The organism is Mesorhizobium qingshengii (genome assembly GCF_027563465.1).
Classification (GTDB): domain Bacteria; phylum Pseudomonadota; class Alphaproteobacteria; order Rhizobiales; family Rhizobiaceae; genus Mesorhizobium; species Mesorhizobium qingshengii_A.
In genome coordinates, this window is the sequence record NZ_JAPFQA010000007.1 from 231,466 (window position 1) to 254,287 (window position 22,822).

Annotated in this window: 18 protein-coding genes; 1 reads left to right on the plus strand and 17 read right to left on the minus strand. The window is 64.5% G+C overall.

Features of this window, described 5'->3' with window-relative positions:
• The first annotated feature begins 40 nt into the window (after window positions 1-40).
• Window positions 41-1,885 (plus strand): aminopeptidase P family protein, encoded by a 1,845-nt coding sequence (locus OOJ09_RS18020; RefSeq protein ID WP_269906469.1) that lies wholly within the window; start codon window positions 41-43, stop codon window positions 1,883-1,885.
• Between the two features lie 234 nt (window positions 1,886-2,119).
• Here the strand turns inward: OOJ09_RS18020 and OOJ09_RS18025 are convergent, their stop codons facing one another.
• The 17 genes from OOJ09_RS18025 to mraY form a co-directional block, all read right to left on the minus strand.
• Window positions 2,120-2,416 carry an AzlD family protein gene (locus OOJ09_RS18025; RefSeq protein ID WP_269906470.1) on the minus strand — a complete coding sequence of 99 codons (297 nt, stop codon included), beginning with the start codon at window positions 2,414-2,416 and terminating at the stop codon, window positions 2,120-2,122.
• Window positions 2,413-3,141, minus strand: a complete 729-nt coding sequence (locus OOJ09_RS18030; protein ID WP_269906471.1) for an AzlC family ABC transporter permease — start codon at window positions 3,139-3,141, stop codon at window positions 2,413-2,415. The genes OOJ09_RS18025 and OOJ09_RS18030 overlap by 4 nt, the downstream gene beginning before the upstream one ends.
• Before the next feature lie 112 nt (window positions 3,142-3,253).
• Window positions 3,254-3,946, minus strand: a complete 693-nt coding sequence (locus OOJ09_RS18035) for a DUF2461 domain-containing protein (RefSeq protein WP_269906472.1) — start codon at window positions 3,944-3,946, stop codon at window positions 3,254-3,256.
• Window positions 3,946-6,150 (minus strand): NAD-dependent DNA ligase LigA, encoded by a 2,205-nt coding sequence (ligA, locus tag OOJ09_RS18040; protein WP_269906473.1) that lies wholly within the window; start codon window positions 6,148-6,150, stop codon window positions 3,946-3,948. Before ligA ends, OOJ09_RS18035 begins: the two co-directional genes overlap by 1 nt.
• 257 nt (window positions 6,151-6,407) lie before the next feature.
• The gene (gene recN / locus OOJ09_RS18045) at window positions 6,408-8,081 is read right to left on the minus strand and encodes a DNA repair protein RecN (RefSeq protein WP_269906474.1); all 1,674 of its coding nucleotides are present in this window, start codon (window positions 8,079-8,081) and stop codon (window positions 6,408-6,410) included.
• Window positions 8,082-8,094: 13 nt separating this feature from the next.
• Window positions 8,095-8,964, minus strand: a complete 870-nt coding sequence (locus OOJ09_RS18050; protein WP_269906475.1) for an outer membrane protein assembly factor BamD — start codon at window positions 8,962-8,964, stop codon at window positions 8,095-8,097.
• A 263-nt stretch (window positions 8,965-9,227) separates the two neighbouring features.
• Window positions 9,228-10,178 (minus strand): UDP-3-O-acyl-N-acetylglucosamine deacetylase, encoded by a 951-nt coding sequence (gene lpxC, locus OOJ09_RS18055; protein WP_269906476.1) that lies wholly within the window; start codon window positions 10,176-10,178, stop codon window positions 9,228-9,230.
• A gap of 282 nt (window positions 10,179-10,460) precedes the next feature.
• A complete protein-coding gene (gene ftsZ / locus OOJ09_RS18060) occupies window positions 10,461-12,140 on the minus strand; it encodes a cell division protein FtsZ (protein WP_269906477.1) in 1,680 nt (559 codons plus the stop codon).
• Window positions 12,141-12,206: 66 nt separating this feature from the next.
• Window positions 12,207-13,514: a cell division protein FtsA gene (ftsA, locus tag OOJ09_RS18065; protein ID WP_269906478.1), complete on the minus strand. Its 1,308-nt coding sequence runs from the start codon at window positions 13,512-13,514 to the stop codon at window positions 12,207-12,209.
• Complete coding sequence (locus OOJ09_RS18070) at window positions 13,511-14,452, minus strand: cell division protein FtsQ/DivIB (protein WP_269906479.1); 942 nt, start codon at window positions 14,450-14,452, stop codon at window positions 13,511-13,513. The genes ftsA and OOJ09_RS18070 overlap by 4 nt, the downstream gene beginning before the upstream one ends.
• Window positions 14,440-15,366 carry a D-alanine--D-alanine ligase gene (locus OOJ09_RS18075; RefSeq protein ID WP_269906480.1) on the minus strand — a complete coding sequence of 309 codons (927 nt, stop codon included), beginning with the start codon at window positions 15,364-15,366 and terminating at the stop codon, window positions 14,440-14,442. Before OOJ09_RS18075 ends, OOJ09_RS18070 begins: the two co-directional genes overlap by 13 nt.
• Before the next feature lie 301 nt (window positions 15,367-15,667).
• Window positions 15,668-16,633, minus strand: coding sequence for a UDP-N-acetylmuramate dehydrogenase (gene murB, locus OOJ09_RS18080; RefSeq protein WP_269906481.1), 966 nt, complete (start codon window positions 16,631-16,633; stop codon window positions 15,668-15,670).
• Window positions 16,630-18,036 (minus strand): UDP-N-acetylmuramate--L-alanine ligase, encoded by a 1,407-nt coding sequence (gene murC / locus OOJ09_RS18085; protein ID WP_269906482.1) that lies wholly within the window; start codon window positions 18,034-18,036, stop codon window positions 16,630-16,632. The genes murB and murC overlap by 4 nt, the downstream gene beginning before the upstream one ends.
• Window positions 18,033-19,160, minus strand: a complete 1,128-nt coding sequence (murG, locus tag OOJ09_RS18090) for an undecaprenyldiphospho-muramoylpentapeptide beta-N-acetylglucosaminyltransferase (protein WP_269906483.1) — start codon at window positions 19,158-19,160, stop codon at window positions 18,033-18,035. The genes murC and murG overlap by 4 nt, the downstream gene beginning before the upstream one ends.
• A 6-nt stretch (window positions 19,161-19,166) precedes the next feature.
• Window positions 19,167-20,318, minus strand: coding sequence for a putative lipid II flippase FtsW (gene ftsW, locus OOJ09_RS18095; RefSeq protein WP_091580325.1), 1,152 nt, complete (start codon window positions 20,316-20,318; stop codon window positions 19,167-19,169).
• Complete coding sequence (murD, locus tag OOJ09_RS18100) at window positions 20,318-21,718, minus strand: UDP-N-acetylmuramoyl-L-alanine--D-glutamate ligase (RefSeq protein WP_269906484.1); 1,401 nt, start codon at window positions 21,716-21,718, stop codon at window positions 20,318-20,320. Before murD ends, ftsW begins: the two co-directional genes overlap by 1 nt.
• Before the next feature lie 9 nt (window positions 21,719-21,727).
• A complete protein-coding gene (mraY, locus tag OOJ09_RS18105) occupies window positions 21,728-22,810 on the minus strand; it encodes a phospho-N-acetylmuramoyl-pentapeptide-transferase (protein ID WP_269906485.1) in 1,083 nt (360 codons plus the stop codon).
• Window positions 22,811-22,822 lie beyond the last annotated feature (12 nt).

Sequence of the window (22,822 nt, forward strand, 5' to 3'; positions counted from 1 at the left end):
GGTCATACGCTACGGTCGCGCGAGTACAAGGAGGCCCACCATGTTCCAAACCTTCGATTCCGCCGGCGACCCGGCAGTCGGCAAGCCGCGCGTGGCGCTGCTGCGCCAATGGCTGGCGGCCAACGGGCTGGATGGCTTCATCGTGCCGCGCGCCGACGAGCACCAAGGGGAATACGTCGCCGACCGTTCGGCGCGGCTGAAATGGCTGACCGGCTTCAGCGGCTCGGCCGGTGTCGCCATCGTTCTGCGCGACCGCGCCTTCGTCTTCGTCGACGGGCGCTACACGCTGCAGGTGCGAGGCGAAGTCGATCTCGATATCTTTTCGATCGAAAGCCTGGTCGACAACCCGCCGGCTGTCTGGCTCCCGGATAACATCGGCAAAGGTGCGCGGCTCGGCTTCGATCCCTGGCTGCACACCCTCAGCGAAGTCAAGGCGTTGCAGGCCTCGGCCGACAAGTCCGGCGCGGTGCTGGTGCCACTCGAGAAGAACCCGATCGACATCATCTGGAAGGATCAGCCCGCCGCACCCGTGACCCCGGTCGAGCTTCACCCGATCGGCTTTGCCGGCGAACTCGCCAAGGACAAGCTGGCGCGGCTGGCAACGGCGATCGGCAAGGACGGCGCCACCCATGCGGTGCTCACCGACCCCTCCTCCATCGCCTGGGCTTTCAACATCCGTGGCGGCGACGTGCCGCACACGCCGCTGGCGCTTGGCTTCGCCATCCTTGCCGCCGACGGATCGCACCAGCTTTTCATGGATCGGCGCAAGTTCTCGCGCCAGGTCGCGGCCTACCTCACCCAGCTCGCCGATCTGCACGAGCCCGGCGAATTCGAAGCGGCGATCGTGGCTCTCGCCAAGGGTGGCGCGAAAATCGCGCTCGACCCTGTGCTGGCCGCCGACAGGCTGCGCATGCTGGTCGAGGACAATGGCGGCGCCGTGATTGCCGCACCCGATCCCGCCCGCATCCCGCGCGCCACCAAGAATCAGGCCGAGATCAACGGTTCCCGCGCCGCGCATCGCCGCGACGGCGCCGCGGTGGCGAAGCTGTTGTGCTGGCTGGAACGCCAGGAACCGGGCTCGCTTGATGAGATCGCGGTCGTCACCAGGCTGGAAGAGAGCCGCCGGCAGACCGGCGAGGAAACGCAGATGCCGCTGCGCGACGTCTCCTTCGACACCATTTCCGGCGCCGGTCCGAACGGCGCCATCATGCATTACCGCGTGTCGCGCGCCACGAGCCGCAAGCTGCAGGCCGGCGAGCTGTTCCTGCTCGATTCCGGCGCGCAGTATCAGGACGGCACCACCGACATCACCCGCACCGTGCCGATCGGCCAGCCGACCGAGGAGATGCGCGAGCGCTTCACGCTGGTGCTGAAAGGCATGATCGGCATTTCCACGCTGCGCTTCCCCGCCGGCACGCGCGGTTCGGAAATCGATGCCGTCGCGCGGATGGCGCTTTGGAAGCACGGCTGCGACTTCGCTCACGGCACCGGCCATGGCGTCGGTTCCTACCTAGCCGTGCATGAAGGCCCGCAGCGCATCGCTCGCACCGGAACCGAAAAGCTGCTTGAGGGCATGATGCTGTCCAACGAGCCGGGCTACTACAAGGAGGGCGCTTACGGCATCCGCATCGAGAACCTGATCCTGGTGACGCCAACTCAACAGATCGAAGACGGCGACATCGCCATGCACGGCTTCGAGACGCTGACGCTGGCGCCGATCGACACCCGCCTGGTGCGGTCAGACCTGCTGACGCGCGACGAACTGCAATGGCTCGACGCATACCATGCGCGCGTGCTGACCGAGATCGGGCCGATGCTCGACGGCGAAACACTGGCCTGGCTGGAGAAGGCGACCGCGCCGCTGCCGCACGACGCGAAGATTTGAGGTGGCCGATATTCAGCTTGGAAGACTGCTGCGCCGCCCCTCATCCGCCTGCCGGCACCTTCTCCCCGTATAGTGGCGGGGAGAAGGGAGCTGCCTTGGTGCTTTTTCTGCAGCGTTGACGATTGGCGAAATCGGGAATGAGGGCGTCCTTCTCCCCGTCACTATACGGGGAGAAGTGCCCGGCAGGGCGATGAGGGGCAGCGCCAACGGTCCAAACCGATCGCGCCTGGAAGATCACCCCACAAATTGCCGCGCGATGATCAGCACCGCCGCACCGGCCAGGAACATGGACATCAGCCCGCCGCGCAGCGAAACAACGGCAGTGACCACCAGCGCCGCCCATTCCGCCGGCCCGGCATTCAAAAGCTCCGGCGCCACCAGCGTCGTCAGCACCGCCGCCGGCACGGCGTTGAGGCCCGCCTCGACGCGCGGATGGATGTTGTCGAAGCGCGAGATGACCAGATGCCCGCCGATGCGCGTGAGATAGGTCGCGACCGCGCCGGCAATGATGATCCAGAATGTCGCGCTCATGGCCGTGCCTTCACGCCGCTATGGTGGGGAGGCAGGATGACGGCAAGCAGCACACCGGCAATCGCGCCGATCGAGACGTGCCAGGGCGAGCCCACCGTCTTGTAGGCGATGATGGAGGCGGCGGCACTGGCGACGACCACCGGCAGCCACAGCGGCCGCTTGCGGAAGCCCATCACGAGGCCAAGAAAATAGATCGGCAGCAGGAAATCGATACCCAGCGCATGCGTGTCGGGAATGAGCTTGCCGAACACCGCCCCGAGCGCGCTTTCGATCACCCAGAACACATAGACCGGCAGGCCAAGCCCCAGATACCAGGCGAAGCCGACCGTCCGGCCGGACGCCGCCCTCGCCTCGGCCACCGCGTATTGCGGATCGGTGAGGATGAAATAGCCAAGCGCCTGCTGGATGACAGGCCAGTGCGCGATGCGCCGGCCGATGCCGGCGGAATAGAGCACATGGCGGAAGTTGACGGCAAAGATCGACAGCACGATCAGCCACGGCGCGACATGCTGGCCGAACAGCTGGATGCCGACCATCTGGCTGGCGCCGCCAAAAACCAGCGCGCTCATCAGAAAGGCCTCGAGCACGGAAAATCCGTTGTCGACGGCAAGCGCCCCGAACAGCACCGCGAACGGCGCCGAAGCCACGACAACAGGCATCGAGAGCCGCACGCCCTGCCAGAAATCGCTCTTCGCGCGGCTTTCGGAAATTGCTTCTGCGGACATGGCCACTCCCTGGGCAAGGGCCTGATGTAGGAAGCACCGCCGCCCTTGTCACACGAATTCGCTTGAGCCAAACGATCAGCGGAAATGATCGTCACAGCGCCCTGTCGAATGGCTAGCCCGCAAGGGCTCTGCCCTCGATCGCCCTGCCCCAGTCGAGCAACGGCCTGGCGCGCAAGGTAAAATCGACGAGTTCATCGACCAGTGCCGGACCATGGATTCCAGCCGGATCGATTGCGTGCCGAACGACAAAATGCCGATTGCGAATGGCGGCGACAAGACCCGCGTCGGTGACATGCTCGAAGCCGCGCGGCGTGCGCTTCATGCAGCCTTCGGTGTCGAGTTCGAGCCCGTTTTTCTTCAACGCCTTCACCATGGCGCGAAACTTGTCGGGCTGCGTCGCGATGGCCCTGCGCATCGCCAACAGCAGTACGGCCCCCGGCTGCCACCAGGCGACGCCGGCAAAGCAACCTTCAAGCCCGATATGGGCGTAAAACACGCCCTGCTCCATCTTGGTGCCGTCGGGCGAAAGGATCGCCGACAAATGCCTGTTGTACGGCCGCTTGTCCTTGGCGAAGCGCACGTCGCGGTTGATCCGGAACAGCGACTTCTTGCGGTCGCCGCGCAGGCCGAGCCCCGCTGCCGCGAAACGCTCCGTCAGCGTTTCGACCAGATCGCCAAACGGCTCGCGCAATTCCCTTTCGAACAGGTCGCGATTTTCCAGGAACCACTCCCTGCTCTGGTGGAAATCGAGCGCCTTCAGGAACGGAATGGCCTTTTGGCCGAACCCTTTGAATGCACCTTCCATCACGCCTTGCCGATCCGCACCAGCCAGGCGTCCTCGTCGATCACCTCGATGCCGAGCTCGCTGGCAAGCTTGAGCTTGGAGCCGGCGCCCGGCCCGGCCACGACAAGATCGGTCTTCGCCGAAACCGACCCAGCGACCTTGGCGCCGAGACGTTCGGCCATCGCCTTGGCTTCGGAGCGCGTCATCTTTTCCAGCGAGCCCGTGAACACGATTGTCTTGCCGGCGACCACGCTGTCAGCCGAGACGTTCACGATGTACGGCTTCGGCTTGACCTGCGCGAGCAGCGCCTCGAGCACATCATCGTTGCGTTCGTTGCCGAAGAAATCGCGCAGCGCGCCGATCACCGTGTCGCCGATGCCGTTGACCGATGGGAAAACGGTGTGTGGATCGGCTGCTGCCGCTGTCTCCTTGCCAACACGGATCAACTCTTCGATGGTCGAAAAGGTTCGGGCAAGCACGGCGGCCGTCGTTTCGCCGATATGGCGGATGCCCAGCGCGAAGATGAAACGATCGAGTTCGGGCTCGCGGCGAGAGTCGATGGCGGCGAAGAGCTTGTCGAGGCCTTCGTAGTTGCGTTCCTCGACACTGCGCACATTCTTGCGCGTCTTGCCCGAGGTGGCCTCGCGCTGCCTGGCCTGCTCCTCACGCCGCTCGGCCAGCGCCTTGGTGACGGCGGGGCGACGATCCCTGAGCGTGAAGATATCGGCAGCTGTCTTGATCAGTCCGGCATTGAAGAAGAGATCGATGTTCTCGGCGCCCAGGCCTTCGATATCCATGGCGCCGCGCGACACGAAATGGCGCAGTCCTTCCACGGCCTGCGCCGGGCAGATCAGTTCGCCGGTACAGCGTCGGCGCGAATCTTCCTTGCCGGTCTTCTCGTTGATCTCGCGCGTCGCGGGCGAGCCACAGATCGGACAGGTGTGCGGGAATTCGTAGGGCATGGCGCCAGGTGGACGCCGGTCGATGACGACGCTGACGATCTGCGGAATGACGTCCCCTGCCCGCTGGATCACGACCGTGTCGCCGACGCGCACGTCAATGCCGTCGCGGATCGGCTGGCCGGTGCTGTCCAGACCCTTGATATAGTCTTCGTTGTGAAGCGTGACATTTTCGACCACGACGCCGCCGACCGTGACAGGTGCAAGCCGCGCAACCGGTGCCAGCGTGCCGGTGCGGCCGACCTGGATGTCGATCTTCTGCACGATCGTCATCGCCTGTTCGGCCGGGAATTTGTGCGCGACGGCCCAGCGCGGTTCGCCGGTGACAAAACCCCATCTGCGCTGCAGCTCCAGCTGGTCGACCTTGTAGACGACGCCATCGATGTCATAGCCCAGCGACGAGCGCTGTTCCTCGATCCGATGATAGTGCTCGATCAGCTCGTCGGCCGACTTCGCCCGCACCATCAGCGGACTGATCTTGAACCCCCAATCGGCGAATCTCTGCACCGATTCATATTGGGTCGGAGCGGGGTCCTCCGTTGTATAGCCCCAGGCATAGGCAAAGAATTTGAGGTTGCGGCTGGCGGTGACGGATGGATCCTTCTGCCGCAGCGACCCTGCCGCCGTGTTGCGCGGATTGACGTAATCCTGACCGCCGGCCGCCGCCGACCGTTCCTTCAGCGCCTCGAATTCCGCGTAGGTCATGTAGACCTCGCCGCGTATCTCGATGACCTCCGGCCAGCCCGAGCCCTTCAAGGTCTTGGGGATGTCGGCGATGGTCCTGAGATTGGCGGTGATGTCCTCGCCGACCGTGCCGTCGCCGCGCGTTGCACCCTGCACGAACACGCCGCCTTCATAACGCAGCGAAGCCGACAGCCCGTCGATCTTCGGCTCGGCCGTGAAGGCGATGTCGAGATCCTTGTCGCGATCGAAGAATCGCCGGCCACGTTCGATGAAGTCCGCGACATCCTCATCGGTATAGGCCTTGGCGAGGCTGAGCATCGGCACCGCATGGCGCACCTTGGCAAAGCCTTCCGCCGGCGCTGCACCGACCCTGCGCGATGGCGAATCCTCGCGCACGAGCGCGGGGAAGCGCTGTTCGATGGCGAGGTTGCGCCGCGTCAGCGCATCATATTCCGCGTCGGTGATAACAGGCGCGTCCTCGGTATGGTAGTGCCGGTCGTGCTCGGCGATCTCCTCCGCCAGGCGCTTCAGCTCGGCTTCGGCCTCGCTTTCCGTCAGGGCATCGACTGGTTTTTCCGACATGGTTTCAGACCCGGCTCCCAGTGCATGTCGCCCAAAAGTGGCTCCGGTTTTGGGAGAACGACATGCAAAAAACAAAGACCCAAAGCGCGTCGCCCGAATCCGTTCAGACGCGGCGCACTTTGGTGGTCCGCGACCATAGATCAGCTTTCGGATTCAAGGGAGCCAAATTCTGATAAAACCGCGCTGAAACAGCAGGATGGCGCCACAAGCTGACTCTGTGCCAAAGCCCGGATCATGCCAGCCAGGCGATCACGCGCTCAGGAAGCCGCCGTGTTCTCGCGCAGCAGGCGCTCGGCCGCGGCGCGCGCCTCGTCGGTGATGGTGGCACCAGCCAGCATGCGCGCGATCTCTTCCTGCCGCGCCGGCCGATCCATCTCGGCAATGCCGGTCGCGACGCGATCGGCGCTGCCCGACTTGGAGATCAGGAAATGCGTCGCCGCGCGCGCCGCCACTTGTGGCGCGTGGGTCACCGAAAGCACCTGGACGCGCTTCGACAATCGCGCCAGCCGCTGGCCGATGGCGTCCGCGACGGCGCCGCCCACGCCGGTGTCGATTTCATCGAACACCAGCGTCGGGGCCGAGCCACGATCGGCCAGCGCCACTTTCAGCGCCAAAAGGAAGCGCGAGAGCTCGCCGCCCGACGCCACCTTCATCATCGGCCCGGGCCGTGTGCCGGGATTGGTGCGCACCCAGAACTCGATCTGGTCGATGCCCTCTTCCATGCGGCTCTCGGCCTCGGTCTTCATCTCGACGATGAAGGCGGCGCGCTCGAGTTTCAGCGCTGGCAGTTCGGCCATCACGGCCTTGGTTAGGCCGACCGCGGCGGCGTGCCGCAGCGAGGACAGCCGCGCGGCGGCAATGTCGTAGGTCTCGCGCGCCGCGGCGGCCTGCTTCTCCAGCCCGTGCAGGCGCTCCTCGCCGGCATCGAGATCGGCGAGATCGGCAGACATGCTATCGCGCAACTGCGCCAGGTCATCGACGGCGACGCTGTGCTTGCGGGATGCAGCGCGCAATGAAAACAGCCGCTCCTCGGCCTTCTCCAGCCGCTGCGGATCATATTCGGCGGCGCGCAGTGCTGCCTCGACGCCCGATTGCGCCGCGTCGAGCGACAGCATCGCCTCGTCGAGCGACTTGACCACGTCGTCGAGCAGGCCGGGCGCTTCCGTCACCTTGCGTTGCAGCCGGCGCAGCAGGCTCGCCAGTTGCGGCAGGGGCGAGGACGGGCCGGAAAGCACATCCTGCGCATCATGGATTTCCGATGCGATCTTCTCGGCCCGCATCATCGACGCGCGCACCTCGGCAAGATCGGTCTCCTCACCCGGCTGCGGGTCGAGCTTTGTCAGCTCCGCGACCGCCGCGCGCAGATAGTCGGCCTCGCGCGCTGCTGCCGCCACCTTGGCGCGATGTCGGGAAAGCTCCTGCTCGCAGCCGCGCCAGTGCCGCCATGCCTCGCCGGTTGAACGAACGGCGCCGAGATGGCCGCCAAAAGCATCGAGCACCTCGCGATGGGCGCCGGGATCGACCAGGGCGCGTTCATCGTGCTGGCCGTGGATTTCGACCAGCGCGCGTCCGACATCGCGCATCAAGGTCACGCTGGATGGCTGATCATTGACGAAGACGCGGGTGCGGCCATCGGCCGTCTGCAGCCGGCGCAGGATGATGTCGCCGTCATCGTCGATCGCGTTGTCGGCAAGCAGGGCTCGGGCGGGATGATTGCGCGGCACGTCGAAAACGGCAATGACCTGGCCTTGCGCCGCGCCATGGCGAACCAGCGAGGCATCGCCGCGCGCGCCGAGCGCCAGCGACAAGGCATCGAGCAGGATGGATTTGCCGGCACCGGTTTCGCCGGTCAGCACCGAAAGACCGGGCGCAAAATCAATGTCCAGCTTCTCGATCAGGACGATATCGCGGATCGACAGTCTGGAAAGCATCTCTACGCCTGCTTCAGGCGCCGGTGATCAGCTTCCCGGCCTTGGAAATCCACGACCCGGCATTCTCGCGTGGCGCAAGCCCATTGCTCTGCAGCAGCTTGTAGGAATCCTTGTACCACGGGCTGTCGGGGTAGTTGGTGCCGAGCACGGCGGCGGCGGTCTGCGCCTCCGAGGTCAGCCCCATCGCGTAATAGCTTTCGGTCAGGCGAGCCAGCGCTTCCTCGACATGGCGCGTGTTGGAATAGTTCTCCACCACGGTGCGGAAGCGCTTGACCGCGGCGATGTATTCGCGGCGCTCGAGATAGTAGCGGCCGATCTGCATTTCCTTGCCGGCCAACTGATCGTTGGCGAAGCGGATCTTTTCCTTGGCGTCGTCGACATATTCCGATGTCGGCCAGCGCGTCACCAGATCCTGCATTGTCTGCATGGTCAGGCGCGCTTCCTTCTGGTCCTGCGTCACGTCCTTGATCTGGCGATAATAGCTCAGGCCGATGATGTATTGCGCATAGGCGGCATCATCGGTCGACGGGTAGAGCGTGAGATAGCGCTTGGCCGCACCGATAGCCTCATCGTAGTTGCCCTGGCGATAATCGGCGAAGGCCCCCATCACCATCGATTTGCGAGCGAATTCCGAATAGGGATGCTGGCGGTCGACCGCGTCGAACTTGCGGCTCGCCTCTTGCAGGCGCCCGGCATTCAGATTGGCGAGGCCCTGATTGTAGAGAACATCGGCCGGTTCGGTCTGGTCGACATAGGTCGACAGGTCGATATCTTTCTCCGACGACATGCAGGCCGACAGGAAGAGCGATGGAACAACCACCGAAAGCGCCAGCAAAACAGCCCGCCGCGGTGCTTTCGATTGACCAACTCGCTTGAAGAACATGATTGGATTCCGCCCTTTCGGCGTTACTTTGATGCGCTTTGCATGTCGTTGTCCCAAAACCGGCTCCCACTTTCGGGCGACATGCACCAGTCAACGGCAGCAGCCATAAACCATAATCGCCTTACCCGGCAACGCTATCTCCGGCCAATCGCACATTTTTGTGGCGGTCGGACGCAGCTTGAACATCCATGCTGTTTCGCTGGCGGGTGGTGCATTCATGCAACACTCGCTCCACGCCGTGGGATCCGGAAAAATCTGGAAAATCAGATCATCCAGGGCGCATAGAGGGGCGCGTTGACGGCATTCATCTCGGCCGCGCGGCCACGCTCGCGGCGCGTCGTCTCGACGATCTCGAACGCCGCACGGTCCGAGAGCAGACGGCGCAATGCGGCGGCATTCAACCTGTGGCCGCCGCGATAGGAGCGGAAGCAGCCGATGAAGCGGGCGCCGGCCAGCGCCAGGTCGCCCATGGCGTCAAGCGTCTTGTGGCGCACGAATTCGTTGGGATATCGCAAGCCTCCCATGTTGATGACGCGGTTGTCGTCACCGATCACCAGCGAGTTCTCGAGTGATGAGCCGAGCGCGTAGCCGGCGGCCCACAACCGCTCGACGTCCTTCATGAAGCCGAAGGTACGGGCGCGCGCGATGTCGCGGCGGAAGATATCGGCATTGAGGTCGGAAGCGAACAGCTGACGGCCGATTGCCGGGCTTTCGAAGTCGATCTCGATCTCGAAGCGGGTGCCGTCATAGGGCCTGAATTCCGCCCAGGAGGCGCCGTTCTCGATGCGGACCGGCTTCATGACCCTGATGTAGCGCCGCTTGATCGGCAGCGTCTCAACCCCGGCCTGGTCGACGGCCTCGACAAACGCCATGGCGCTGCCATCCAGGATGGGAACCTCGTGGCCATCGATCTCGATGGCGACATTGTCGATGCCAAGCCCGAACAGCGCGGCCATGATGTGCTCGACCGTGGCGATGTGCTCGCCGGCGGGATCGCCAAGCATGGTGCACAGGTCGGTGGCGCCGACCTCGGAGACCAGGGCGCGGAACTCGCGGCCCTGTTCGCCACCCCTGAAAAGCTGGAAAACGATGCCGGTGTCGGCATCCGCCGGCACGAAGCTGATGGAAACTTCCTTGCCGCTGTGGACGCCGGTGCCGGTAAGCGACGCGCGCGTCTTCAATGTCGTCTGATAGTCGTGCAAGACAATCCCCATAAGCCCGTAATGCCTAGGTCCGCTTCTCCAGCCCGAGGGCGCGGCTCTTGTTTGAAATCGGCAGGCAGGGCTACTTCCCCCGAAATCCCGGCAAACCGACTATGGTAGGCAGCGAAGATAGTGTCCCGGGAGGGAGACTCCAAATCACGGTTTCTTACCCTTTGTAACCGCGAGCTGGAACATGTACGGCTTTATAACTAATTGAAATTACATCATTTTAAACGTTAACAGGCAAGCAATTCCTTGCTTGCCTGTTAACAATTGTTACAACCCGTTTACCAATCAGTTGGCCTGGCGGCGCAGGAACGCCGGAATCTCCAGCTGATCGTCGTCCTGAGTCGCCCTGGTCTGCGGCGTCAGGCGGCCCTGGTCGTCCAGTTGGCCGCGGCGCGGTGCGTAGAGCTGCGCGTCCTGGCTGGCGAGACGGCGCACTTCGGGTGCGGCCTGGCGCAGCTTGGGTTCACGCGGCTGCGCCGGCTGCAGCCTTGCAGGCTCTTCTTCGCGGCGGGTCAGGCCGTTGGTCAGGCGCTTCAGCAGGCCCATCGGTCCGCTGTTGTTCTCATGGTCGGCCGGACGGCTCTTGGCATCCACCTCGGCCTTCACGACGGGCGGGAAGTCCTCGACGCGAGGCATCCGCTGCGGTGCCATCGCAACCGGCTGCGGGGCTTCGCGCTGCAGCATTTCACGCGGCTGCGGAGCCGGCTGCATCATCTGCTGGACCACCGGCTGCGGCTGTGCGGGCGGCGCCTGGAAGATCTTGCTCTGCGGGCGGAAATCGTCCGCCTGGGCGACGGGAGCCGGGCGGGCCTGGGCCATGGCCGCGGCATTGGCTTCGGCCAGATGGATGGCTTCGGCGACCGGGTCGATACCGCGCGGTTCGTATGCTGCCTGCTGGACCGGCGCCGGGCGGCTTTCCACCGCGGCAACGGCCGGACGGCTGGCCGGCTTCGGCGGCGCCGTGCGGATCGAGATCGGCGCGGCGGCGATCTCAGCCGCCGACTTGTCGATGCCGGTGGCGACCACCGAGACGCGGATGACGCCTTCGAGTTCTTCGTCGAAGGTCGCGCCCAGGATGATGTTGGCGTCCTGGTCGACCTCCTCGCGGATACGGGTCGCCGCCTCGTCGACTTCGAACAGCGTCAGGTCGCGGCCGCCGGTGATCGAGATCAGCAGGCCCTTGGCGCCCTTCATCGAGGTCTCGTCGAGCAACGGGTTGGCAATCGCCGCTTCGGCGGCGGCCATCGCGCGACCCTCGCCGGATGCCTCGCCGGTGCCCATCATCGCCTTGCCCATCTCGCGCATGACCGAACGCACGTCGGCGAAGTCGAGATTGATCAGGCCTTCCTTGACCATTAGGTCGGTGATGCAGGCAACACCGGAATAGAGCACCTGGTCGGCCATGGCGAAGGCGTCGGCGAAGGTGGTCTTGTCATTGGCCAGCCGGAACAGGTTCTGGTTGGGGATGACGATCAGGGTATCGACGCATTTCTGCAGTTCCTCGATGCCCAGGTCGGCCGTCTTCATGCGGCGCTGGCCTTCGAAGTGGAACGGCTTGGTGACGACACCGACGGTGAGGATCCCCTTCTCACGGGCAGCGCGCGCCACGACCGGAGCAGCACCGGTGCCGGTGCCGCCGCCCATGCCGGCGGTGACGAAGCACATATGGGTGTTGGACAGATGATCGATGATCTCGTCGATGCACTCTTCCGCCGCCGCACGGCCGACTTCGGGTTGCGATCCGGCGCCGAGGCCCTCGGTGACATGCGCGCCGAGCTGGATAAGCCGATCGGCCTTCGACATGGTCAGCGCCTGCGCGTCGGTGTTGGCCACCACGAACTCGACACCGCGCAAGCCGGCGGTGATCATGTTGTTGACGGCATTGCCGCCGCCGCCGCCGACACCGAACACGGTGATGCGCGGCTTAAGCTCGGTGATGTCCGGCTTCTGCAGATTGATGGTCATTGTCTCCGTCCTTTGCCTTTCACGCCGCTTCGCCGCCGCGGCCGCCTATGGGGCTGTCCCCGTCAATTAGAAACTGTCTCTCAACCACTGACTCATGCGATGCAGTTTTCCGCCCGTCCCGGTCATCCTGAGACCGGAAATTCCTTTCGCCGGATGGCTCTCGAAGCTCGCCATCTGCGGATAGATCAGAAGCCCCACCGCGGCCGAGAAGGCCGGCCCCTTCGCCGCTTCCGGCAGGCCAGCCACGCCGAGCGGACGGCCGATGCGTACATTGCGTCCCAGGATGCGCCGCGCCGCCTCCGGCAGGCCGGCAAGCTGGCTGGCGCCGCCGGTCAGCACGACGCGCTTGCCAACCGCATTGCCGTAGCCGGACTTGTTCAGCCGGTCGCGCAACAGTTCGAGCGTCTCGTCGATGCGGGCGCGCACGATGCGCGTCATCACCGAACGCGGGATCTGCAAAGGCACGTCACCATCGTCGCCGATCGGATGGATCGAAACCAGGTCGCGGTCGTCGGCGCTGCCCGGCAGCGCCGAACCATGCATCACTTTCAGCCGCTCGGCGGCATCGAGCGAGGTCGAAAGCCCCTTGGCCATGTCCAGCGTGACATGGTTGCCGCCGATGGCGATGGCGTCGCCATGGACGAACTTGCCTTCCGAAAACACCGAGATCGTCGTCGTGCCGCCGCCCATGTCGATGCAGGCAGCGCCCATTTCCAGCTCGTCGTCGACCAGGGCCGCCAGCCCGCTGGCATAAGGCGTCGCCACCATGCGTTCCACCGAAAGGTGCGAACGGTTGATGGAAAGCTCCAGATTGCGCATCGGTGCCGCGTCACCCGTCAGCACATGCATGTCGACACCGAGCGCGTCGCCGACCATGCCGCGCGGATCGCGCACGCCGCGTTCGGCATCCAGCGAGAAGCCCACGGGCAGCGAATGGACCACCTCGCGCTCGGCCTTCATCGCCTGCTTTGCGCCGGCGCCAAGCACGCGCTTGATGTCGGCCTCGTCGGCCTCGTGGCCGCCAAGGTTGATGGTGGCCGCGAAGGCTTCGCTCTTCAGCCGGCCGGCCGTCATGTTGACGATCAGCGAATCGACCGTCAGCCCCGCCATGCGCTCGGCCGCATCGACGGCAAGACGGATGGCATGCTCGGCCCGGTCGAGATCGATGACGACGCCCGACTTCACGCCCTGCGACTTCTGATGGCCGATGCCGATCACCTGGATGCGGTGCGAACGGCCGCGCAGCAACTTGCCGTCATCGCGCGGCTTCAGCTTCGCCACCATGCAGCAGACCTTGCTCGAACCGACATCCAGCACCGTCAGGGTGCCGGACCGGCGCGACGAGGCATCGCCATGACCGCCAAGCCAGCTCATATCTTCGTCTCCGGCTTGCGCTTCAGGCTCTTCGGTTTCTCGCTGAGCGCGGCTTCGCGCTGCGTCGCCGCCTCCGGCGTCAGCTGCACGACCAGCCGATCGGTCAGGCGCATGTCGACGGCGGCGATATCGCGCGACAACAGCCCCTTGTCATGATCCATGCCGACGAGCTCGGCGATCGCCTGATCCTCGCCATCCTCGGGAAGCTTGACGGTGATGCCGTTGTCCAGCTTCAGGTCCCAGCGCCGCTCGCCAACGCGGACATAGCCTTTGACCCGGCTCGCGAGCTCGGGATATTTTTCGATCTTGGCCAGGAAATCCGGCGCCTTGGCCGGCGCGCCGGCGCCGATCAGCAACGGCAACAGCACCTGCGTGCCCCCCGAGAACGGCGCGATCACGGCGCCATCCTTCTCGATGACAGAGAGATCATTGCCTTGCTGCCAGAGCGCGAAGGGCTCGCGCTCCTCGACGCGCACCTCCAGCGTATGCGGATAGACCTTGCGGACCGCGGCAACCTCGATCCACGGCAGGCCGGAGATCCGCTCGCGTGCCGCCTCGGCATTGAAGCCGATCAGCGACGTCCAGCCGTCGAGTTCCAGCCTGTCGAGGATATCGATCTCGGAAGTCTGGCGATTGCCGACCACCTTGACCTGATCGACGGCGAAGCCGGTGCGAGCCGTGATGCTCTGAACGATACCCTCGACGTCACCGCCGAGATAGGCGCCATAGGCACTGCTCGAGGCGATCAGCACACCCGACAGAATCGCGGCGGAGAAGCGCGGCGCCTGGAATTCGCCCACGCCCAGGCGCGCCAGAACGCGCACCGGGCGGCGAAGCACACGCGGCAGCACGAAATGGCCCGGTGACAACGGCAGGCCGAACAGCGCCGGCCCGGCCGCGCCCCTCTCCTTGCCTTGTCCCCATTTCAACGCAGACACGAAGCGTCCTCCACCATCCAACTCAACAAATCGCCAAACGAGTGCCCGGCCTGGGCGGCGATTTCAGGCACCAAGGACGTCGGCGTCATACCCGGCTGGGTGTTGACCTCGAGCCAGACAACCTCGCCGTTTTCGGAATGCCGATCGTCATAACGGAAGTCCGACCGGGAAACGCCCCGACAGCCGATCGCTTGGTGAGCCTTGAGCGCCAGTGTTTGTATTTTTTGGTAAATATTCGGTGAAACTTTTGCGGGGCATTCGTGCTTTGATCCGCCAGCGACATATTTTGAATCATAGTCGTAGAAGGAATGGCCGGTCGGGATGATCTCGCAGACCCCGAGCGCCACATCGCCCATCACCGCGCAGGTCAGCTCCCGCCCGTGGACGTAGCGCTCGACCATGACGGTATCGCCATATTTCCACTCCGACGAGCCGATGACCTGCGGCGGATGTGACTGCCCCTCATGCACGATGACGACGCCGAAGCTCGAACCCTCATTGACCGGCTTGACCACATAGGGCGGCTTCATCGGATGCTTGCTCTGGATGGCGAAGCGGCTGGCAACCTTCGATTCGGCGACCGGGACGCCGACTGATTTGGCAATCCGCTTGGCCTGCTCCTTGTTCATGGCCAGCGCCGAGGCGAGCACGCCGGAATGGGTGTAGGGAATGCCGAGATATTCAAGGATACCCTGGATGGTGCCATCCTCGCCGAACGGGCCATGCAGCGCATTGAAGGCGACATCGGGCTTGAGCTCGGCGAGCACCGACCCGACATCGCGCCCGACATCGACGCGCGTGACCTGGTAGCCTTCCTTCTCGAGTTCATCGGCGCAAGCCTTTCCCGAGGACAGAGACACGGGCCGCTCGGACGAAAAACCACCCAGCAGGACGGCCACATGCTTGCTTTTCATTCCCCGGCATCCCCTCTCACGGCGGACCAAAAACCAAGATTTTCCGCAACATTGAGTCCGAGTCTCCCGGCAGGTTACCCCCCAGACGGAAAACGCGGGTAACGCGTCGAACGACTCAAATCAGGAAACGCTTTCCAGCAGAGAATCAGAGAGTTGATTCACTGGCAAGTGCTTACGATTCCGAGAGATTCACTTTCTGAGAAAACGGATGCGAAAACCGTGTCGTTGAGCCATTACAGCAACGGTCACACGGCTGTTTTGATCTCGTTGAAGTTCATGCATCACTTGAACTTCAACCGTGCTAAAGTAGCTGCCCAAGAAACTCCTGGACAGCATGGCCCGGCCGGAAATTGCCGATGCGCTTGATTTCCCACTGCAGCCGGATGCCCGAATTCTCCAGCACCCGCGTGCGCACCGTCTCGCCGAGATATTCAAGGTCGTAGCCGGTCGCGGTTCCGGTGTTGATCATGAAGTTGCAGTGCATCGGCGACATCTGCGCGCCGCCAATCATCAGACCGCGGCAGCCCGCCTTGTCGATCTCCTTCCAGGCCGACGTGCCTTCGGGATTCTTGAAGGTCGAGCCGCCGGTCTTCTCGCGGATCGGCTGCACGGTCTCGCGGTGGCTCTGCACCGCATCCATCGCCGCCTTGATCGCCGCCTTGTCCTCGGAAAAACCTTCGAAGATGGCCGAGGTGAAGATCAGCCCGGAAGGTGCCGACGAATGACGATAGGCGTAGCCCATTTCGGCATTGCTCAGGGTCTGGATATTGCCCTTGCGGTCGAGCGCCCGCAGTTCGACGACGCGCTCGCGCGTTTCGACGCCGTTGGCGCCAGCATTCATGACAAGCGCGCCGCCGATGGCGCCCGGAATGCCATGATAGAAATGAAAGCCGCCAATACCCGCCTCATAGGCGACAGCCGCAACACGCTTGTCCGGCGTCGCGGCCCCCGCCTTGATCGTGGTAGGGCCAATCACCTCGGCTTCGCCAAAACCCTTGGCCGAAAGCCGGATGACGAAGCCCGGAATGCCGCCATCCCTGACCAGGAGGTTCGAGCCGATGCCGACGACGGTCAGCGGAATCTCTTCGGGAACCGCGCGCAGGAACGCGGCGAGGTCCTCCTCGTCGGCAGGCTGGAACAGGACTTCAGCCTGCCCTCCGGCGCGGAACCAGGTGATCTTGTCCATCTCGGCATTCGGCGTGAGGCGGCCGCGCAGGCCGGCAAGCCGGTCGCCAAGTCTGTCGATCAAAGCCTGGCCGTGCATCATGAGACGGTCCCGCCAAGCTCCTTGGGCAGCGCATAGGCCCATTGGGTGATGTTGCCGGCGCCGAGGAAGACGACGAAGTCGCCGGGCTTGGCCAGGTCGCGGATGATCGGCGCGATTGCTGCCGGACCGTCGATGTAGCGGGCGTCGCGATGGCCGCCGGCGCGGATGCGCGACACCAGCGCGTCCGAGGTCACCCCGTCGATCGGCTCTTCGCCGGCGGCGTAAACCGGCGCCACCATCACCGTGTCGGCGTCGTTGAAGCAGGTGGAAAACTCGTTGAACAGATCATGCAGCCGGGTGAAGCGATGCGGCTGGGCAATGGCGATGACGCGTCCCTTGGTGGCACTGCGCGCCGCCTTCAGCACCGCCGCGATCTCGACCGGATGATGACCATAGTCGTCGAAGATGTCGACGCCGTTCCAGGAGCCGGTATGGGTGAAGCGGCGCTTGACGCCGGCGAACGAAGACAGGCCCTTCTTGATCGCCTCGGCGGACAGGCCGAGCTCATGCGCCACAGCGATCGCCGCCGTCGCGTTGGAGACGTTGTGACGGCCGGGCATCGGCAGGCGCAGGCCCGAAATCGTCGTCTGGCCGCCGGTCTTGCGGTCGCGGATCACGACGTCGAATTCCGAAACAGCACCGGCCATGCGATGGTTGGTGAAACGCACATCGGCCTGCGCGTTCTCGCCATAGGTGATGACGCGGCGGTCCTCGATGCGGCCGACCAGCGCCTGCACTTCGGGATGGTCCGTGCACATCACCCCGAAGCCATAGAACGGCACGTTCTCGACGAACTGGCGGAACGCCTCGCGCACCTTGTCGAAGCTGCCATAGTGATCGAGATGCTCGGGATCGATGTTGGTGACGACGGCGATCTCAGCCGGCAGCTTCAGGAACGTGCCGTCACTCTCGTCGGCCTCGACCACCATCCACTCGCCATCGCCCATGCGCGCGTTGGTGCCATAGGCATTGATGATGCCGCCATTGATGACGGTCGGGTCGAGTCCGCCGGCCTCGAGCAAGGTCGCCACCATCGAGGTCGTCGTCGTCTTGCCATGCGTGCCGCCGATCGCCACCGCCTGGCGGAAGCGCATCAGCTCGGCCAGCATCTCGGCACGGCGCACGATCGGCAGCAGCTTCTCGCGCGCGGCCTTCAGCTCGGGGTTGGATTTCTTGATCGCCGTCGAGACGACCACGACCTCGGCATCGCCGAGATTCTCGGGCTTGTGGCCGACGAAGCATTCGATGCCCTTGTCGCGCAGCCGCTGTACATTGGCGCTCTCGGCCTGGTCGGACCCTTGCACCCTGTAGCCGAGATTGTGCAGCACTTCGGCAATGCCGCTCATGCCGATGCCGCCAATGCCGATGAAATGCACAAGGCCGATCGTCTGCGGCATCTTCATGCGTGCGTCCCCTTCCTGAAATCCGAAACGGTTTTTTTCGACGCAATAGCCTCTGTGAGATCGGCGAGCAACCGTGCCGCGTCCGGCCTGCCGGCCGATTTCGCTCCCGCGGCCATTGCCGCAAGCCGCTCGGGATCGTCCATCAGTCCGCCGACGAGCGCTGCGATGCGCTCGGGCGAAAGCGAGGATTGCGGGTGCACTTCGCCACCGCCGGCGGCGGCAAGGGCCGCCGCGTTGGCCGCCTGGTCGTGGTCGAGCGCATAGGGATAAGGCACCAGCAGCGCCGGCCGGCCGATGACGGCGATCTCCGAAACGGTCGAGGCGCCGGAGCGCGAGATGACCAGATGCGCCGCCGCGATGCGCGCCGCCATGTCGGTGAAAAAGGGCGAGACCTCGACACCGACACCAAGGGCTGCATAGGCCGCCTTCACCCGCGCCACGTCGTCGGCGCGCGCTTGTTGCGTGATCACCAGCCGTTTGCGCTGGGCATCGGAAAGCAGCGCGATGGCCGCCGGCACCGCATAGGAAAAGAACTGGGCGCCCTGGCTGCCGCCGAACACCAGCAGGCGGAACGGCTGTTCCCCGGTCGACGCCGCATAAGGCGTCCTGGCCGCTTCCAGCACTTGCGGGCGAACCGGGTTGCCGGTCGTCACCGTCTTGACGCCGGCCGCGCTCGTGTCCTGCGGCAGGAAGCCGCCGGCGATCGCGTCGACGCGGCCGGCCAGCGCCCGGTTGGCGCGGCCCATCACCGCGTTCTGCTCGTGAATCAGCGTCGGCACCTTGCGCCGCGTCGCCGCATAGAGCGGCGGCAGGGTCGGATAACCGCCGAAACCAACAACGGCATCCGGCTTGATCCTGGCAATGATGGCCGAGGCCTGGCGCACGCCGCGCCAGATTTTCCAGAAGGCGCCAAGCAGGGCGAAAGGATTTTTGGAGCCCATCGTCGCCGACTGGATAGGATGGACGGCGGCGGCCGGGAAGTGGCCGGCAAAACGCTCGGCGCGGTCATCCGTCGCCAGATGCACTTTCCAGCCGCGCTCGTTCAGCTCATGCGCCAACGCCTCGGCCGGAAAGAGATGTCCGCCGGTTCCGCCCGCCGCGAGAAGGATAACACCCTTGGGCATCCGGCCTCATTCCGCCGGCACGGCGCGTTGCGACAGGGCAAAGCCCATCTGCTTGCGCTTTTCCGGCCGCTTGCGCGTCAGCGCCAGCACCATGCCCATCGAGATGGCGATGGCGATCTGCGAGGAGCCGCCATAGGAGATGAAAGGCAGCGTCATGCCCTTGGCCGGCACCAGCTGCAGGTTGACGCACATGTTGATGACAGCCTGCAGACCAAAGACGGTCACGAGCCCGCCGACCGCATAGCGGGTAAAATCGTCATGCTCCTTCAGCGCCGTATTGAGACCGCGCAGAACGATGAAGGCGAAGATTGACATGATGAAGAAGCACATGATCAGCCCGAACTCCTCGCCGGCGACCGAGAAGACGAAGTCGGCATGGCTGTCCGGAATGACCCGCTTGACGGTACCCTCGCCCGGCCCGACGCCGAACCAGCCGCCATTGATCAGCGCCTCGCGTCCCATGTCGACCTGGAAAGTGTCGCCTTCGCCGGTGAGGAACTTGTCGATGCGCAGGGCAACGTGCGGAAACACCGAATAGGCGGCGAACACACCGCCAACGCCGGCGCCGCCGAGTGCGATGATCCACAACCATGGCAGCCCCGCCATGAAGAACATCACGCCCCAGGTGCCGGTCACCAGCATGGTCTGGCCGAGATCGGGCTGCGCGACCAGCAGCGAGACGACCAGGGCAAGCAGCAGCATGGCGAACAGGTTGCCCGGAATGTCGGGCTGGCGCTTGTGCTCGGCGAACAGCCAGGCGCACATGATGACGAAGGCGGGTTTGAGGAACTCCGAGGGCTGGATCGACAGGCCGGCAAGCGATACCCAACGGCGCGCGCCCTTGACCTCGACACCGATGTAGAGCACCGCCACCATCAGCACCAGCATGAGGCACAGCATGATCAGCGCCATGCGCCGGATCTGCCGCGACTCAAGGAACGAGACGGCCAGCATCACGCCGAGAGCCGGAACTGTGAAGATGATCTGCCTGGTGGCGAAATGGAAACTGTCGAGGCCGATGCGTTCGGCCACCGCCGGGCTGGCCGCGAAGGAAAGCACGATGCCGAGCCCCATCAGCGACAGGAACGCCGCCAGGAACCAGCGATCGATCGTCCACCACCATGTCGCAACCGGGCTTTTGTCGAGACGGCTCTGCATTATCGTGCCCCTCCGATGGGTTTCACACCCTCGATAGCATTCGCGGCTTGCCTGAAGGCTTCGCCGCGAACTTCGAAATTCTTGAACTGGTCGAAACTGGCGCAGGCCGGCGACAACAGCACCACCACCTCGCCGCTGTCGTCTCGAGCCGCGTCATGCGCGGCGTGCTCGACCGCCGCGGCCAGCGTGCCTGATATCTCGTAGGGCACGGCCTCACCCAGGGTCGCCGAGAAGGCAGGCGCCGCCTCGCCGATCAGATAGGCCTTGGCGATGCGCGGGAAGAAGCCGCGCAACGGCTCGATGCCGCCTTCCTTGGGCAGGCCGCCGGCAATCCAGTAGATGCGCGGAAAGCTCGACAGCGCCGGGGCCGCCGCATCGGCATTGGTCGCCTTGGAATCGTTGATGAACAGCACATGATCCTTGCGGCCGACCTGTTCCATGCGATGCGCGAGGCCGGGAAAGCTCTCCAGTCCCGACTGGATCTCGCCGAGGTCCAGCCCGACCCTGAGGCAAGCGGCAACCGCCGCCAGCGCGTTCTGCGCATTGTGCTGGCCGCGCAGCGAGCCGATGCCTTCGAGGAAGGCGACGCGGCTGTAGCGGCCGTGCACCGCTTCCATCAGATTACCGGAGTCGGCGAAATAGCCATCGGTCAGCGGCAGGCGCTTGGAAATGCGGATCACATGCCGCCCCGCCCGCTCCAGACGCTCGGCGATCTGCGCGCACCAGGAATCGTCGATGCCGATGATGGCCGTCTCGCTGCCGGCCACCAGCCGCTCCTTGATCGAAGCGTAGTGCTGCATGGTGCCGTGGCGGTCGAGATGGTCGGGCGTCAGATTGAGCAGGATGCCGGCCGTCGGGTTGATCGAGGGCGCGAGGTCGATCTGGTAGGACGAGCACTCGACCACATAGTGCCGACCGGGCTGCGGCGGATCGAGCGTCATCACCGCGCGGCCGATATTGCCGCCCATCTGGGTATCGCGTCCCGCGGCTTTCAGGATATGCGCGGCCAGCGCGGTCGTCGTCGACTTGCCGTTGGTGCCGGTGATGGCGATGAAGGGCGACATTGGCGCGCCGAGCATCCGCTCGCGGCAGAACAGCTCGATGTCGCCGATGATCTCGACGCCGGAACCGCGTGCCAGCTCCACCGTCCAGTGCGGCTTGGGATGGGTCAGCGGCACGCCTGGCGACAGCACGAAAGCCGAGAACCTTGCCCAGTCGGCGCCACGCAAATCGGCGGTCGCGATTCCGACATCCGCCGCCTTGGAGACGCTGTCGGGATTGTCGTCCCAGGCCAGCACCTCCGCGCCGCCGGCAATCAGCGCGCGCGCCGTCGCGATCCCCGAGCCACCGAGCCCGAAGAGTGAAACGCGCTTGCCTGCGAAGGATGCGGCGGGGATCAAAGGATTTTCCTATCTCAGTTTCAGGGTGGACAGGCCGACCAGCGCCAGGATGACGGCGATGATCCAGAAGCGGATCACCACCTGGCTTTCAGTCCAGCCGAGCTTTTCGAAATGATGGTGGATCGGCGCCATCAGGAACACCCGCTTGCCGGTCATCTTGAAGTAGCCGACCTGGATGATCACCGACAGGATTTCGACCACGAACAGGCCGCCGACGATAACCAGCACGATCTCGTGCTTGGTGGCGACGGCGACCGTGCCGATCAGGCCGCCCATGGCCAGCGATCCGGTATCGCCCATGAAGATCGCCGCCGGCGGCGCATTGAACCAGAGGAAGCCGAGGCCGGCGCCGATGACCGAGCCGAGCACGACAGCCAGTTCACCGGTGCCGGGCACGAAATGGATCTGCAGATATTCGGCGAACACGGCGTTGCCGGACAGATAGGCGATGACGCCGAAGGAGGCCGCCGCGATCATGATCGGCACGATCGCCAGCCCGTCGAGGCCATCGGTCAGGTTCACCGCATTGCCGGCGCCGACAATGACGAAGCAGGAGAACGGAATGAAGAACCAGCCGAGATTGATGATGAATTCCTTGGCGAAGGGAAATGTCAGCGACGACGAGAACGGCGCCTGGCCATTGTGCATGATCACCCAGGCGGCGATGCCCGCGATGATGAATTCGAGCCCCAGCCGCGCCTTGCCGGAGAAGCCCAGATGCGATTGCTTGGTCACCTTAAGATAGTCGTCGTAGAAGCCGATCGAGCCGAAACCCAGCGTGACCAGCAGCACCACCCAGACATAGATGCTCGACAGGTTCGCCCACAGCAGTGACGAGCCGATGATGCCAGACAGGATCATCAGCCCGCCCATGGTCGGCGTACCGGCCTTCTTGAAATGCGTCTGCGGCCCGTCGGCGCGGATCGGCTGGCCCTTGCCTTGCCGCAGCCGCAGCGAATTGATGATCGTCGGTCCGAAGATGAAGACGATCAGCGCCGATGTGATCAGCGCCCCGCCGGTGCGGAAGGTGATGTAGCGGAAGACATTGAAGACCGAGATCTTGTCCGCAAAATCGACGAGCAGTGTGAACATGCGCTTTTCGTC

Bases quoted from the DNA above. Each gene is read 5' to 3' on its own strand.
- OOJ09_RS18020 (WP_269906469.1), top strand. From the start codon at position 41: ATGTTCCAAACCTTCGATTCCGCCGGCGACCCGGCAGTCGGCAAGCCG.
- OOJ09_RS18025 (WP_269906470.1), bottom strand. From the start codon at position 2,416: ATGAGCGCGACATTCTGGATCATCATTGCCGGCGCGGTCGCGACCTAT.
- OOJ09_RS18030 (WP_269906471.1), bottom strand. From the start codon at position 3,141: ATGTCCGCAGAAGCAATTTCCGAAAGCCGCGCGAAGAGCGATTTCTGG.
- OOJ09_RS18035 (WP_269906472.1), bottom strand. From the start codon at position 3,946: ATGGAAGGTGCATTCAAAGGGTTCGGCCAAAAGGCCATTCCGTTCCTG.
- ligA (WP_269906473.1), bottom strand. From the start codon at position 6,150: ATGTCGGAAAAACCAGTCGATGCCCTGACGGAAAGCGAGGCCGAAGCC.
- recN (WP_269906474.1), bottom strand. From the start codon at position 8,081: ATGCTTTCCAGACTGTCGATCCGCGATATCGTCCTGATCGAGAAGCTG.
- OOJ09_RS18050 (WP_269906475.1), bottom strand. From the start codon at position 8,964: ATGTTCTTCAAGCGAGTTGGTCAATCGAAAGCACCGCGGCGGGCTGTT.
- lpxC (WP_269906476.1), bottom strand. From the start codon at position 10,178: ATGGGGATTGTCTTGCACGACTATCAGACGACATTGAAGACGCGCGCG.
- ftsZ (WP_269906477.1), bottom strand. From the start codon at position 12,140: ATGACCATCAATCTGCAGAAGCCGGACATCACCGAGCTTAAGCCGCGC.
- ftsA (WP_269906478.1), bottom strand. From the start codon at position 13,514: ATGAGCTGGCTTGGCGGTCATGGCGATGCCTCGTCGCGCCGGTCCGGC.
- OOJ09_RS18075 (WP_269906480.1), bottom strand. From the start codon at position 15,366: ATGAAAAGCAAGCATGTGGCCGTCCTGCTGGGTGGTTTTTCGTCCGAG.
- murB (WP_269906481.1), bottom strand. From the start codon at position 16,633: ATGATGCACGGCCAGGCTTTGATCGACAGACTTGGCGACCGGCTTGCC.
- murC (WP_269906482.1), bottom strand. From the start codon at position 18,036: ATGAAGATGCCGCAGACGATCGGCCTTGTGCATTTCATCGGCATTGGC.
- murG (WP_269906483.1), bottom strand. From the start codon at position 19,160: ATGCCCAAGGGTGTTATCCTTCTCGCGGCGGGCGGAACCGGCGGACAT.
- ftsW (WP_091580325.1), bottom strand. From the start codon at position 20,318: ATGCAGAGCCGTCTCGACAAAAGCCCGGTTGCGACATGGTGGTGGACG.
- mraY (WP_269906485.1), bottom strand. From the start codon at position 22,810: ATGTTCACACTGCTCGTCGATTTTGCGGACAAGATCTCGGTCTTCAAT.